Annotated in this window: 10 protein-coding genes; 1 reads left to right on the top strand and 9 read right to left on the bottom strand. The window is 43.6% G+C overall.

The genetic code is table 11. The features are described from left to right. Window positions 1-42 precede the first annotated feature (42 nt). The 3 genes from MHH28_RS14540 to MHH28_RS14550 all read right to left on the bottom strand — a co-directional run bounded on the left by MHH28_RS14540 (window position 43) and on the right by MHH28_RS14550 (window position 6,931). A complete protein-coding gene (locus tag MHH28_RS14540) occupies window positions 43-693 on the bottom strand; it encodes a hypothetical protein (protein ID WP_405116037.1) in 651 nt (216 codons plus the stop codon). Continuing rightward, complete coding sequence (locus MHH28_RS14545) at window positions 693-6,266, bottom strand: RHS repeat-associated core domain-containing protein (RefSeq protein ID WP_405116038.1); 5,574 nt, start codon at window positions 6,264-6,266, stop codon at window positions 693-695. The genes MHH28_RS14540 and MHH28_RS14545 overlap by 1 nt, the downstream gene beginning before the upstream one ends. A gap of 104 nt (window positions 6,267-6,370) precedes the next feature. Next, complete coding sequence (locus MHH28_RS14550) at window positions 6,371-6,931, bottom strand: hypothetical protein (RefSeq protein WP_405116040.1); 561 nt, start codon at window positions 6,929-6,931, stop codon at window positions 6,371-6,373. Between the two features lie 402 nt (window positions 6,932-7,333). Here MHH28_RS14550 and MHH28_RS14555 point away from each other — a divergent pair, with 402 nt between their 5' ends. After that, a complete protein-coding gene (locus tag MHH28_RS14555; protein ID WP_405116042.1) occupies window positions 7,334-7,972 on the top strand; it encodes a fibronectin type III domain-containing protein in 639 nt (212 codons plus the stop codon). Between the two features lie 106 nt (window positions 7,973-8,078). On the opposite strand, the gene dnaJ is transcribed toward MHH28_RS14555, so the two are convergent. From dnaJ to hemW, 6 genes are all read right to left on the bottom strand, one after another. Continuing rightward, window positions 8,079-9,203 carry a molecular chaperone DnaJ gene (gene dnaJ / locus MHH28_RS14560; RefSeq protein WP_405116044.1) on the bottom strand — a complete coding sequence of 375 codons (1,125 nt, stop codon included), beginning with the start codon at window positions 9,201-9,203 and terminating at the stop codon, window positions 8,079-8,081. A gap of 119 nt (window positions 9,204-9,322) precedes the next feature. Continuing rightward, a complete protein-coding gene (dnaK, locus tag MHH28_RS14565) occupies window positions 9,323-11,170 on the bottom strand; it encodes a molecular chaperone DnaK (protein ID WP_405116046.1) in 1,848 nt (615 codons plus the stop codon). A 106-nt stretch (window positions 11,171-11,276) separates the two neighbouring features. After that, a complete protein-coding gene (grpE, locus tag MHH28_RS14570) occupies window positions 11,277-11,864 on the bottom strand; it encodes a nucleotide exchange factor GrpE (RefSeq protein ID WP_405116048.1) in 588 nt (195 codons plus the stop codon). A gap of 49 nt (window positions 11,865-11,913) precedes the next feature. Further along, entirely contained in the window at window positions 11,914-12,945 is a 1,032-nt protein-coding gene (gene hrcA / locus MHH28_RS14575) for a heat-inducible transcriptional repressor HrcA (RefSeq protein ID WP_405116050.1), read from the bottom strand. Between the two features lie 368 nt (window positions 12,946-13,313). Further along, a complete protein-coding gene (locus MHH28_RS14580; RefSeq protein WP_405116052.1) occupies window positions 13,314-13,769 on the bottom strand; it encodes an N-acetyltransferase in 456 nt (151 codons plus the stop codon). Between the two features lie 125 nt (window positions 13,770-13,894). Continuing rightward, window positions 13,895-15,079, bottom strand: a complete 1,185-nt coding sequence (gene hemW, locus MHH28_RS14585; RefSeq protein ID WP_405116054.1) for a radical SAM family heme chaperone HemW — start codon at window positions 15,077-15,079, stop codon at window positions 13,895-13,897. Window positions 15,080-15,216 lie beyond the last annotated feature (137 nt).

The following is a 15,216-nucleotide window of genomic DNA, read 5'->3' on the forward strand; positions in this document are numbered from 1 at the left end:
GGGGCTTTAGTTTGTTTTTTGAGATCATCTACAGGAGATTTTTTATTTCTTTTTCAAGTATACAACTTCATCAATGCAACTTTCTATATTAGTCAAACTTTGTACTGGAATCAAAAAAATACAATTATATTGCTTTAATAATTTTGAACAATGCGCTAATCTTGCTATTAATGCCTCCTTCCACATATCATTCAACCAAGGAAAACAAAACACCTGCTTCTCATGAGCAAGTCCAATTGCAATAGAGGCGTTCCAGCGTTCGTTACTTATGTGCTTGATCTCTCGATCCAAGCGTGAAGGAGCAAGCTCAAAAGCATCTATCAGATCTTTAACGCCATGTCGTTTAGAGGTACCTAACTCTAATTGCTCACGCACAGTCAAACTTTTTTTATATAAGGGAACTTTTGATTGAATACCTTCTCCAACATACCATCCGTATATGTTCAATTTATCCCTTTCTATTTTGTTTCCATCAATTATAATATCCCCGCTGTACCTTTGCTCCCTTCCTGACAACAGGTAAGATAAGGCCCACCCTCCTTCGCCAATGTTATTCTCTATTGCATAAGTCTTACCAGACGTAAAGCGATAGGAAAAATGTTTTAAACTGTCTTTCTTCGATTCAAAATTTAACATCGTTGGTTTGCAAGAGATTGATACATCTTCAAGATCAAGAATGGATAAATTCTTCATTATTTAAAAGGGACCTCCTTAACATTTATAACTTTTAGTGGTCCTCTGGTCGCCCTAGCAAATCTCTGTAAATTTTCAGCGACTGTTCTATCAATACTGAGTGCGCCAGCTGGTATCTCAAATTCAACTACTGTTTCTAAGGAACGCGCGCCGGAATTTCTTGCTTGAGCTAACGTTGGCTTGGTGGTCCAAACAAAAACTTGCCCTGCTTCTTGTTTTGAACCTGATAAAAGTCCGCTTTTTATTATATCACTTGCAGCCTCCTTTGAAGTGACATGATAAAATTTTTGCCCTGCCTGAGCTACCATTGGTCCACCTCTGGAAAAGGCATAAATACCATCTGTAGCTACAGTAAAGACAACAAAAGCTATAGGATCTTCAAAGATAGAAACTTCATGAGCATTTCCGTATTTCCCTTCCAAATACATATCATAAGTGTCATATCTATACTTAATATCGCTAGGAAGATTGGCTCTTGAACCACAAAAACTGTTCGCATCACATACGTAGTAAGAAACCCGTACAGCATCTGCTGCTTTTTCGGCCTCTACCATTCCATTTTTATCTCCACTAGCTTTGGCTTTGTTATAGTTGTCTTCAAAAGGCTTAACAAGAGCTCTTAATGCTGGGTCATCTGATTTTTTGTAGTGACCACTAGGATCTGTAAAATTCAGAGGATTATTTTCCACATACGTATAGAAATTCATACTAAGCGGATTATCAATTTGCCCTTCATACGTATCCTCATTCAAAAATCGCCCTATACTAGGATCATAATACCTTGCCCTTAAATAGTAATATCCAGTCTCTTCATCATATATTTCTCCAGTGTATTTAAATGGATTGGAGATTCTTTCAAATTGGTTGCTAATGTTTCCCCATTCATCATATGAATAACTGTTAACAATCGTACCACTGGTATCCACAATCTGTATAACATCGCCATGACCGTTATAAAGATAATAATAGTCCTTTAAGTAATTGTTGTCTTTCTTCTCTTTCTTAACGAGTACACGGTCTCCACGAACATAATTAGCTTGCTCTCCATTATTTTTTTCTTCGGTAATGACTTCAGTATTGAAATTATAATTATACTGTGTCTCATTATTCCCATTTACTTTCTTATATCTTAAACCATCGGCATAATAATAATAGTCAGTTTTGCTGGTTCCCTTTGTTACCGAAGTTAAGACATTTTGGAGATTGTAAACATGGCTGGAATCTGTATATTCCTTCTCTATCTCATCATTTGCCTCTAACGTTTTGCGGTTTCCCTTTAAATCATAGGTATAGATCACTTTATTAGATGATCCATTACGATTTGATGCACTTAGTCGATTTAATGCATCATACGAATAATTGCTAGTTTGTTTCGTCCCATCAGATTTCGTTTCCGTTATTGAAATAACATTGCCGTTATTATCATACGTGTACTGAAATTCAGATAAAATCTGATCTCCTTTTTTATTAGTCAGACTTTCAACCCAATTTAAGGCCTTATTATACGTATATTCCGTCTTCAAGGTCGTATTGTCAGTCAATGTTGGAAATATGATTGATTGCACTAATCCGTTTGGAAAATAATTGTACACAACATTAGCAGAACTTGAACTGTTAATAGCTTGATTACCATTTGTCTGGATTTTACTAATACGCTGTTTATCGTATTGGTAGTTTGTATAAAAATTCAAAAAATAATCATTAATTTGAGTTAATCTTCCTGTAGCATCCTTTTGATTTAATATATAAGCGCTGTGCTCACCTGCTACAGTGTAATAACCTCTCTTACGTCCCATACTATCTACTATTTCATTTTGAAATGCTGTTTGGATGCCATTAGTATAGTGAAGAATAGTATTCTGATTTGTTCGCCCATCACTAAATATATACTTGGTCTCTTCACTTTCATTTTGCTGACCACTTATGAGCTCAGATGTTAAACGATTCCGTTCGTCGTAATTATAATTAAATATTGTCCCTTTTCGATCAACTTTAACTTTGGGTAGTCCCAAATTACTATATTCTATCCTTTCACTTTGAGAAGAGGACCCATCGATTTTTTCTTTTATTACTCCAAGCTCATTGTATATTTTATCACTAACATTCTCTGTCAATCCATTTCCTGCTTTAATGGTAACGTTGGTAACTTTTCCATTTCCATCGTAAGTATAAAAGGTGGTTTGATTAAGAGCATCTTTTATTGAGATCAAACGGTTAAGTGGATCATAGCTGTAGCTTGTAGTTACTCCATCCGCATTAAGATTATTATTAGGGTCAGTATATGCAACTATATTACCTTGGATATCATAACGGTAAGACTCTTTAATAGGGTTACTCTGACTTGGCCAATCCTTATAGGTCATAATTGAAATGATATTACCTTTATAATCATAATTTTGAGAAAGGTAGTTGAACTTTTCTGTACTAGATGATGCTGATTGCATATAACTCACGCTATTGCGTGATTTCAGGTTATATATTGTCTCATAACGCTTTCCATATGCGTCTGTTGATAGATTCTGTTTCCCCCAAGCATCATAACTTGCTGTTATTGTATTTCCAACAGCATCGATCATATATATTGGACGCATAAGGTCATCATAATGATATTGGGTCTGTACCCATTTTCCTTGATATTCATCCCAGTTCTCTTGCAATAACATTAAACCTAACCCATTGTAATAAGAACTCTCATAAGTTTTCATCGCACTGCCATCAGCATTTTTAGTTAATGTCTTTGTGGATCGCACATTTAATGTTTTCATTCCATAATTTGTATTATCAAGACCTGGAACCACATATTCATAACTCAAATCTTCAACTTCACTATAGGCTTCACCACTAATATTTGTATAGTTAGGGTTTTGTACTTTGATTAGTCTTCCTGCTTTGTCATATTTATATTGAGTTGTACTACCCTTTTCATCGCTTTGGCTAATTAGTTTTCCTGTCCCAAAGTCATAACCAAGCTTGCTTTTTATTATTTGCTGATTTGATTGTCCAATATTGATCCACTGTTGCTGTTCCGTTGGAAAAGCATATTTAACTTCTTGTCCGTAATTCAAAACTGTTTTTGAAACAGTTTTATATTTTCTCAAAGGATCACTATTGATACGAACTAACTTTTCCATCATCATCTGTTCAATCGAGTTAGTGCCAACTGCATAACTGTATGTGTATCTAGTTTCTTCGTTTATAGCATTTATGAAATTGCTTATACGGCCTGTAGAATTATATTCGTAACGCTCAGTAGCAGGACTGCTATCTCCTTCATTCTGGTACCAGGATTTCGATTCAAGGAAATGAAAAGTAGGCTCATAGGTAAAATTTGTTGTATAGTACCGCTTAATATTAGAATCATTAAATTGACTTGGTAATAAAGATTGAGTCTGAGATTTAACTTCTCCCCACTCAGTGTATGAAGTTTCAGTATATGTCTGATTCGCTGTATCATCTGAATCACTTACTCCATATTCTGATGTACGAGTTTGCGTGGGATAATGAGTTAGAACGGGGTCAAAAGCAATATTAGTTACGACTTTACGTTCTCTATTAGCCGCCTGAGTGGCGGTTGAAAGTAATTGTTGAATTCCATTAAATGTTGTTATTGTTGTTAATTCATTTGTACTGGTTGTACTTTGCACTGTACTTGTCGATGAAAAAGTATATGAGGCATCAAATGGTTTGGGGTTATAAGGATCAGTATCACCCATATAATCTCCAGAGTATGAATACTTAATTTCATTATATTTGTTTGAGAGAACATCTTGCCTTGATGTTACTCTGTACTCTTGTCCAATTCCACTAGACCCCAGATTTCGATTAACAAGATCATAACTATATTTAGTATAAGATGACGGATAGGAAACTTTTGTTAATCTGTTGTAACTATTATAACCTGCGTTAGCATCACTGATTTTAGTTACATAGTTAAACTTCCCAGGAGTACTACTGTCATAATCAAAAAGGGTATCTTGTCCAACTTGATCCGTAGTTTTCCATAAAACAGGAGCATACCCATCAGGATTTCCGTTGAAGGTAAGTGAAGATCTAGTTTTGGTATAAACAACCCGCTGAGATTCTACACTATTCGTATTAACCGTAACAATAATTTTTTCTCCTGGAAAACTCCCTGTAGTATTTAAGTTATTTTCATAATTAAAGTTAACGGTTCTCCCTATACTATCTGTGATTAATGAAATTACCTTATGGTTTGCTCCATCATATACAGCACGTTCTACATACTGAAATACAATTTTATTTCCAAAGTTATCTATAATACCCAACAACAAACCATCACTATCAAAGTATTCACGTTTCTTATCTAAATATTCGAGATAATAACTTGATGAGGTTTGGCCATTGGTAAAGGTACCTGATTCATCCTTCATAAATCGAATTTTCTTACCCTGATATCCTACCAAATGTGAATAACTTTGTTGGCCATAATAAGAATCAAGATCTATTTGGTAAATGGCTCCTTGTCCATCATGATAGTATTTGTAACCATCTGCTAATTGAACGGAAGGAAACTGAAGGGACCAACCGATCCCTAGATCATAACGTGAATTGAGATAGTTATACTTTTTTATCCAGCCACTGCTTTCATAGTTTCTCATATAAGCAAAAGACTGATTGGAATTATACATCACACCTACATTAAGGTCGAGTCCATCTCGTCCAGGTAGGCTGATATCTGTTTCCTTCCATGTTAAAGCTCCTGATGCCGGGTCAATAAGTTCACTGTTACCACTATGATCTGAATACTGCTGCTTACCCGTTTGGTTAATTTGTTGCTGAGTAATAAGGCCACTAAAAACACTATTAACATTTGCATCCAAAGAACTAATTTGCATAAGACTTTTGTCTTCACTAAATTGTAAATCACTATAAACCCTCTTGCTTACAGTAGTATTATTTTCAAATAATGCTGTTGAGCGGACATCAGAGTAAACACTGTCATCTACTGATTTATTGTTTTCTGTAGATTCACCTTTTATATCATCCCAAATCTGCTGCCAAGAATCCTTCCCTTTTTTTAGTTCCCATAAATCACTTGCTGTTTTTGATGGAAAATCTTGAAGTAACAGATTAACCCAATAAATATCTTCAATAGACGCACCTGAGAGTGCCAATTTTTCAATTTCTCTTTTTGAGATTTCAGTTGAGAATAGTCCTGAAGCTTTTGCTGAAAAAGGTGAAAATGATGCAGTTCCTTGCTTTTTTAAAGACAATGACTTCAGGATACTAATAGTATCCTTTATTCCTGTGCTATAAACATCTTCTGCTGCGGAGGTAAATACAGGAGGAGCAGATTCTGTTGCTTTCAACGTTTTACTACTTACACTTGAATTATCCCTATGTTCCGGTGAAAAGGTAGTGGAGGGTTCTAGTTGTGGTTGCGAGGAAGGAGACGGTTTTAGAGTTAGAGCTGCATTCTTTGTCGAACTTAGAATTACATTAGATCCTTTTAATTCATTTTTGCCTTCTGCTTTGATCGTTAAATTTGGGTATACAATTGCTAGACAAAGAATAACTAATAATATTTTTCTGATTAGCGAATTTTTTTTCAATGTAACTCCTCCATGAAATTTATCGTAATGATAAAGGCACTGCGAACTTTTGCTCATTTGGTTGCTGAAAACTTTGTGATTTTTGGTGCTATCTCTTTGATGCTTTAGAAGCCAACGTCTAGCTCCAATGGTTCAGAAGCAATACCGGAAGCTGTATAAGCAATTAGTTTAACTGTACACTTTTTTGGTAGAAGTTGGTATTCATTGATGTAAGTCCACGACGTTTTAGTTGCAGCCAGTTCCTTAGTTATATTTAATTCTGAAGAAACAATACTAATATTGTACTTAGCAACTCCTACACTAGCAGGAGGTGCATCCCAAATCACAGTTACACTGTTAGTTCCATACGATTTAATTTTGAAATTCTTAGGCGAGGGAATAGTTGGTGTTGGTGTTGCGGGTGGAACTGTTGGTGAAGGTGTAGTGGGTGGGCCAGTCGGTGCAGGTGGTGGAGTAAATTTAGCACCTCTACTGCTAATTAAATTTCCGTTGTAATCATAATTATAAGTAATTTCATATCTTGTTCCTGAGTCATATGTGTAGGTTCTCTTAACTAACTTGTTTGAAGTATCATATTGCAAAATTTCAGATTTTTGAGCAGCATATATGATTTGAGATGTTAAGAATAGAGCAATACTTACAATCAAAATTATTCTTTTTTTCATAATATTATTCTCCTCATATAGAAGTGTTAAATATAATAAATATTGTCACAGACCTATTACTTATCACAACACAACAAAAAGCACCCTGCCTCCTTAATATAAGTGTTAGTTGCTAAATCAAGGAGAGAATGCCTGAACTTTATAATTTATTTTTAGTTATAGATCTCGCTCTCCTTTACTTTAAAGTTACAGCATATATTTTTGAAAACAGATGATTCTAGAACTATATTAATCGAAAATCCATTTTTTTGAAATGGTGGTATTTTGTCGAATCAAAAATATTTTAAAAAGCAAAAAAAGATATAGCCATTTGTAAAATACTGAAATATAATATCCAAAGAAAGGTATAGAAGATAAAAATATCAATAAAATTCAAACTATATTACAGGAGATGAAATCTGAATGAAAAAAAAGATTATTGCAATTTTAAGTATTGCACTTTTATCTACCACACAATCCATTGATGCCAGTGGATCAACAGTTACTAAAATGCTTAAAAGTACAGTTTCTCCTATGCCGTCTGCAATGCCATCAACGATGCCGACCTCATTTCCTACACCAGCACCGACACCATTCCCCACTTCATTTCCTACACCAGACCCTACTCCATCACCTACACCAGTTCCTACACCAGTTCCTACGCCATCACCTACACCAGTTCCTACTCCATCGCCTACTCCATCGCCTACACCAGTTCCTACTCCTTCGCCTACACCAGTTCCTACTCCATCACCTACAAAAGGACCAACACCTACTCCAACTCCGACTCCATTGCAAGTACCAAATAATTTCCATGTAAAAAGCAATGGAAACAATTATGTATCTGTTGCATGGGATAAACCAGCTCAAGGCATTTCAAAATATATAGTCTCAATTGAATCCAATTCTTTTAATTTAACTAAGACTGTAGATAAATCAAAGACTAGTTGGGGTTACTTCAATGACTTTGGTTTTTTGCCTGGTGGTTACTATGTAAAATTAACGGCATATGATTTAGACGGAAAACCTTACCCAACTGTTAGCGTAGAAGTAGGTTATTAAGAATATTATTATAAAAAAGCTTCCATTCTTCAGTTTCAAAAAGCAAGCCCCCAATCTCTTTTACAAGATTGGGGGCTTGCTCATGTTGTATAGTATGCCTTAAAAATCAGTCTCCCCGGAACGCCCGCTTCACGCGGTCGAAGAACGACTGCTCCTGCTCATGCGTGTTCTCTCCGTTGTAGGAGGCGAACTGGCGGAGCAGGTCCTTCTGCTCATCGCTGAGCTTGCTAGGCGTGACTACGATGACGCGGACATGCTGGTCACCGACGCCGTTGCCGCGAAGATGCGGAACCCCTTTGCCTTTGAGGCGGAAGAAGGTACCGGTCTGGGTGCCTGCCGGGATCTTGAGCTTCACCTTTTCGGTCAGCGTTGGGATCTCAATCTCGTCACCGAGTGCCGCCTGAGCGAACGTCAAGGGAACCTCGCACATAATGTCGTTGTTCTCGCGCTCGAAGAAATCATGATTCTTCACACGGATTACAATGTACAGATCTCCGGCCGGGCCGCCGCGTGTGCCGCCTTCGCCTTCACCGGTCATGCGCAGCTGCGCGCCGTCATCGACACCGGCAGGGATACGCACATGGATCTTGCGCTGTCTCTTGACCTTGCCCTGCCCTGCGCAGGTGGTGCATTTCTCTTTGATGATTTTGCCTGTGCCGCTGCAATGGGAACAGGGGCGGCGGTTACGCATCTGTCCAAGCGGTGTATTCTGCACGAATTCCTGCTGCCCGCTGCCATGGCAGACGGAACAGGTCTCCGGCTTGGTACCCGGCTTAGCCCCGGAGCCGAAGCAGGTATCGCAGGTCTCCGTGCGCGGAATAGTAATATCGGTCTCTTTGCCGAACACCGCTTCCTTGAACTCAATGGTCATCGTATACTGCAAGTCGCCGCCGCGCTGCGGTGCATTCGGATCACGGCGTCCGCCGCCGCCGAAGAACATATCGAAGATATCGCCAAGACCGCCGAAATCTCCGCCGCCGCCGCCGAAGCCGCCGCCCATTCCCTGATTAGGGTCAATATGCCCGTATTGGTCATAACGCGCCCGCTGCTGCCCGTCACTGAGGACGTCATAGGCTTCCTTGACCTCTTTGAACTTCTCTTCGGCGTCGCTCGCTTTATTCACATCGGGATGATACTGGCGCGCCAGCTTGCGGTAGGCCTTCTTCACTTCATCTTCTGAAGCATCTCTGCCGAGGCCGAGCACCTCATAATAATCACGTTTATCTGCCACTGCCTTCACCTCCGTACATCGTCAATTTCCCCTGTATACATGGTAAAAGGAAAGCCAAAACACGGGATGCCCCGGTCTTGACCTTCCCCTCTCACCAAAATTAAACGTATCGTCTAAGGTTACCCTTGATTCTTCTCATCGTCAACCACTTCATAATCGGCATCTACCACGTTGTCTTTCTTGGCATTGCCTTCAGCAGCACCCTGACCCGCTTCAGCGCCTTGCTGTTCTTGGGCAGCCTGCTCATACAGCTTCACGGACAATTGCTGTACGATCTCATTCAGCGCCTCTGTAGCGGCATTGATTTCTTCCAGGTTGTCGGTCTCCAGTGCAGCCTTCAGTTTGTCCTTGGCTTCATTGGCCTTGTCGATCTCGGAAGCATCTACCTTGTCGCCCAGATCCTTGATTACTTTGTCTGTGGAGTATACGAGCTGGTCAGCACCGTTTTTGGCTTCGACCAGTTCTTTACGCTTGCGGTCTTCCTCAGCGTGCAGCTCGGCATCCTTCATCATCTGTTCCACTTCGGCGTCGCTGAGGCCGCTGGAAGAAGTGATGGTGATCTTCTGGCTCTTGTTCGTGCCTTTATCTGTAGCAGAGACATTAACGATACCGTTGGCATCGATGTCGAAGGTAACTTCGATCTGCGGTACGCCGCGCGGTGCCGGCGGAATCTCGTTCAACATGAAGCGTCCCAGCGTTTTGTTGCCGTTCGCCATCTGGCGCTCACCCTGCAATACGTGGATTTCGACGCTTGGCTGGTTGTCAGCAAAAGTAGAGAATACCTGCGATTTGCTTGTAGGGATCGTAGTATTGCGCTCGATCATCTTCGTGAATACGCCGCCTGCAGTTTCGATACCGAGGGACAGCGGAGTAACGTCCAGCAAGACTACGTCTTTTACATCGCCAGTCAGAACGCCCGCTTGAACAGCAGCACCCAGGGCTACCACTTCATCCGGGTTAACGCCTTTGTGAGGATCTTTGCCGGTAAGCTTCTTGATTGCATCCTGTACGGCAGGAATACGGGTCGAGCCGCCGACCAGAACGATTCTGTTCAGATCCGCAGGTGTCATGCCGGCATCGCTAAGCGCTTGACGGGTAGGTCCGAGTGTACGCTCAACCAGGCTTGCCGTCAGTTCGTCGAACTTGGCACGGGTCAGGTTGATCTCCAAGTGCTGAGGCACTCCGTCAACAACCGTGATGAACGGAAGCGAAACGGTAGTGGTCAGTACGCCGGACAGTTCTTTCTTTGCTTTTTCTGCAGCATCCTTCAGACGTTGAACAGCCGCCTTGTCCTTGCTCAGGTCAATGCCTTGCTCTTTCTTGAATTCAGCTACGAGATAATCCATAACCAGTTGGTCAAAATCGTCACCGCCCAGACGGTTGTCACCGCTGGTTGCTTTTACCTCGAAGAAGCCGTCGCCCAGCTCCAGAATCGATACGTCGAACGTACCGCCGCCAAGGTCATAGACCAGAATCGTCTGATCTTCGGACTTCTCCAGACCGTATGCGAGAGCGGCTGCCGTTGGCTCGTTGACAATACGCAGCACTTCGAGGCCGGCAATCTTGCCCGCATCCTTGGTAGCCTGACGCTGACTGTCATTGAAATAAGCCGGAACTGTAATTACCGCCTGGGTTACAGTCTGGCCCAGATACGCTTCCGCATCGGATTTCAGCTTCTGAAGAATCATCGCCGAGATTTCCTGTGCAGAATAGTCTTTGCCGTCAATGCTTTCTTTGTGGTTCGTGCCCATGTGGCGCTTGATGGAAGCGATGGTACGGTCAGGGTTCGTAATGGCCTGGCGTTTCGCTGTTTCGCCGACGATGCGTTCGCCGTCTTTCTTGAAGCCTACAACCGATGGGGTTGTACGCGCGCCTTCCGGATTCGGGATAACAACGGCTTCGCCGCCTTCCATAACGGCAACGCAAGAGTTCGTGGTTCCTAAGTCAATACCGATAACTTTACTCACTGTAATGTGCCTCCTCAGAGATAATGTGAAGCCCGGGGCTTCAGCCATTTATATTATTGTGGAACCTTATTTCCATCTATGCCTGCTTATCTTATATAGAACAGAACTACATGCTGACTTTGACCATGGCCGGACGAAGAACCTTATCCTTCAGGAGATAGCCCTTCTGGACCTCTTCCGTCACGATGCCTTCCTCGTACTCCTCGCTCTCCACCTGCATGATCGCCTGGTGATATTCAGGGTTAAACGGCTGTCCTACGACCTCCATAGCTGTAAGTCCTTCAGACTTAAGCACTCCCTCCAGCTGGCGGAAAATCATATTCACGCCTTTGATGAATGCTTCAGCATCTGCACCTGCGGCAGGAGTTGCCAGTGCGCGTTCAAAGTTATCCATGACCGGAAGCAGTTCGGTTACAAGCTTGGATGTTGCATACTGGGCCAGCTCTTCTTTTTCTTTCTGGGTCCGGCGGCGGAAGTTATCGAAATCAGCCTGCACACGCAACGTGCGCGCCTGATGTTCATCTGCAAGCTCCTGCAGCTTTCTGTATTCCTCATTGCCTGAAGCCGCCTCGCCGGCCTCTTCAGCCGTGAATGCGCCGCTATCTGCTGTGGCATCAGCCTCTTCAGCCGCGTGATTATCATTCACCGAGGGATCATTCTTCTCATTCATTTCCTGAACCTCTTCCTCTTTCAAGTTGTCTTCACCTCCTTAATATCATTCACGATGAACTAATACACTCTGTTCACTTATACCAGTGTGCCAGCATCGCTGTCAAATCCCGGGACAGAATACCCAGAATGCCCATTACACGCGCGTACTCCATACGGGTCGGACCCAGGATGCCGATGCTTCCCAGCGGCTTGCCGTCGAGTGAATAGGTAGCGGTAATCAGACTGCAGTTGGCAAAAGCCTCATGCTTATTCTCTGTCCCGATGCGCACCTGCATTCCTGTCCCGCCCGCAGCGGGATTCAGCATTTCAAGCAGGGTCGGGGTCTCCTCCAGCAGATCAAGAATCGTCTTGACCTTGTCGACGTCCTTGAACTCCGGCTGGGTTAGCATATTCGTGGCCCCGCTTAGGTAAATCCGCTGATCTTGGTCGCTTTCAAGCGCCTTATCCAGCACCTGCATTAATTCTTCATAGTGGGAGATGTGGCGCTGCATTTCTTCGCCCAGCTCGGAATAGAGCTGACTCTTCAGCTTATAGAGCGGTACATTGACCAGCTTGCTGTTCAGCAGATTCACGACCTTCTCCATCTCGGACACAGAGATCTCCGGAGGAAGACTCACGGTTCTGTTCTCTACCTGCCCGGTGCTGGTAACGATAATCGCCACAGCGGTCTTGTCATCGAGCGGGAGCAGCTGGAAATGGCGCAATGAAGTATGAAAAACCTCCGGTCCCAGCAGGATGGAAGTATAATTCGTCATATTGGAGAGGATCATTGCCGCATGTTGGATAACCTGCTCTGTAGCATTCAGCTTCTCGGCGAAAAAAGCGCGGATCGTGCCCAGTTCAGCCGTTTCGGCGGAATTCCACGGTACCAGATGATCCACATAATAGCGGTAGCCTTTATGGGACGGGATTCTCCCTGCCGACGTATGAGGTTGTTCCAGATAACCCAGATCCTCCAGATCGGCCATTTCGTTGCGGATCGTGGCCGGACTGTAGCCCACGTCCCCGCGTTTCGAGATACTGCGCGAGCCCACCGGCTCAGCGGAAGAAATATAGTCATCGACAATGGCATTCAGTATCATTCGCTGGCGTTCAGTTAACATGTTATTCCCTCCTACCTGGCTGTGGCTCCGATTCGTTAGCACTCTAACGAGATGAGTGCTAACCACTAATACAAAAATACCAAATGGACCTCGGCATTGTCAAGTGAGTTCAGCAACTTGATTGCGCCTATTTCAGTCAAAGCAATATTTTGGAACATTGCCAAACTGGTAGAGCAGCAGCGTAAGCTTATCTATACACTTTAATCTGCTCGTACATTCCTCGCCCATGTCTTGATAAATACCTTATGCTTAATCTCCTGCGGTGCTCCTTTGATCCGCAAAAAACCACTGTCGCCCAGAAAGCTCAGCTTCCCGGGAGAACAGTGGTTTCTTATTATATAGTTTACCGGGGGCTATGGCCCGCCGGATTAGTCCAGTCTCTTCAGCACGGCGATCTCATCGCAGGCATGCTGCTTTTTGCAGTTCACACAATCGGTCCAGACCTTCTCGGGGAAAATCTCCTTCTCCACCACATCGAAGCCGTTCTTGAGGAAGAAGTCTACGGCGTAGGTCAGCGCCATAATCTTCGGGATTTGCTGACGTCTTGCTTCTTCCACCAGCTTCTCCAGAATCATCGAGCCTACACCCTTGCCCTTGCCTGCATCATTCAGGCCAATCGACCGGACCTCAACAAGATCACTTCCGAGCCGGAATAAGGAACCGCAGCCGACAAATTCGCCTCCAATCTCAGCGATCACGAACTGGTCAATCTGGCGGGTCAGTGCTTGCCTGGAACGGGGCAGCATAATCCCCTGCCTGGCATACTCCTCTATCATCAGATACAACGGCTCTACATCCTCCACCGTAGCATTTCTGCATATCACTTGTTCTCCTGCTGGAGAGGTCTTTTGGAAATGATCCGTTTTGACAAGCACCTTGACTCACCCCTTGTTGTTAATATGAATAAATATACAATATGGTGAATTACAATTCAAGGGGTATTTCAAAATTAAACCTCTGTCAGGGCACCGACAAATTCTCCGAAAACATCGTTGCCGAACAGGATTCCCTGCTTGCTCAGGCGGTAGGTGTCCCCGGATTGCTCCAGTAGCCCGGCCTTCAGCATTTTATGCAGCGGTGCGTCAAAAACAGCCTCCAGCGGCTTCCCGAATTGCGAGCGGAATGCCGCATCCGATATCCCTTCGCGCATCCGCAGGCCGACCATCATGAAATCCTCCATCGCCTCCTGCTCGGAGACCTCAAAGCTGTCCAGACGCGGCAGTCCGCTGCGCGAAGCCTCGTTATACGGGTTCACACCCTTGATATTCATGTGCCGCTGCCGGCCCACATACCCGTGCGCCCCTGCGCCCAGACCATAATAATCCTCATTGCGCCAATAGGTTATATTGTGCCGGCTCTCCATGCCCGGCTTGGCAAAGTTGCTGATCTCATACTGCGTATACCCGGCGGCCTCCATCGTAGACATGAGCAGCAGATACATCGCCAGCTCATCCTCCTCATTCGGCAGCGGGAGCTTGTTCTTGTTGAACAGAGTGTGGAACAGCGTATTCTCCTCCACCTTCAGGCTGTAGATGGAATAATGCGGAAGCTCCAGCGCCAGTGCCTTGTCGATGCTCTCTCTGAGCATATCGACGGTCTGGTTCGGCAAGCCGAACATCAGATCCAGAGACAGGTTATCCAGCCCGACCGCACGGGCATTCTCCAGACTGCGGTATACGTCATTCACATCATGAATCCGGCCGATTCCGCTCAGCAGCTCATTCTGGAACGCCTGCACCCCGAAGCTGACCCGGTTGACGCCGCCTTCCTTCATGACCCTGAGCTTATCGATATCGGTTGTACCGGGATTAGCTTCCATGGAGAATTCAATATGCTCATCCCACTGCGGGAAATGCCTGCGGACCGATTGCAGGAAATAAGCCATCTCGTCAGGCTTGAGCACCGTTGGCGTACCCCCGCCGACAAAAATCGTCTTGATCACACCCGGAGGTGTCTGCTGCACGGTCAGTTCCATCTCGCGGTCAAGCGCATGGAGATAATCCATCACCGGCTGGTCCTTCAGCACATAAGAATTGAAATCGCAGTAGAAGCATTTATTGGTGCAAAACGGGATGTGAATATATACGGCCTCAGGGGGACGGCCATGGTGTGCAGTGTTCGTAGCTGTGTTCATTAGCTGTCTCCTTTGTTCTATTAATATACAGGCCTGCAACAGCACCTGCTGCTGAAAAGCAAGAAGAAACGGCTGTACCGCCCTGCGTAGGACGGCACCCGTTTCTGCGATAAACCGAAAAGCTCCTCGGAGCTTTA

This window comes from Paenibacillus sp. FSL K6-1217 (assembly GCF_045040735.1).
GTDB lineage: Bacteria > Bacillota > Bacilli > Paenibacillales > Paenibacillaceae > Paenibacillus_AQ.

What these genes read in the sequence shown, in the direction of transcription:
- MHH28_RS14550 (WP_405116040.1), bottom strand. Translation starts at nt 6,931, where the DNA reads ATGAAAAAAAGAATAATTTTGATTGTAAGTATTGCTCTATTCTTAACA.
- MHH28_RS14540 (WP_405116037.1), bottom strand. Translation starts at nt 693, where the DNA reads ATGAAGAATTTATCCATTCTTGATCTTGAAGATGTATCAATCTCTTGC.
- MHH28_RS14555 (WP_405116042.1), top strand. Translation starts at nt 7,334, where the DNA reads ATGAAAAAAAAGATTATTGCAATTTTAAGTATTGCACTTTTATCTACC.
- hemW (WP_405116054.1), bottom strand. Translation starts at nt 15,079, where the DNA reads ATGAACACAGCTACGAACACTGCACACCATGGCCGTCCCCCTGAGGCC.
- hrcA (WP_405116050.1), bottom strand. Translation starts at nt 12,945, where the DNA reads ATGTTAACTGAACGCCAGCGAATGATACTGAATGCCATTGTCGATGAC.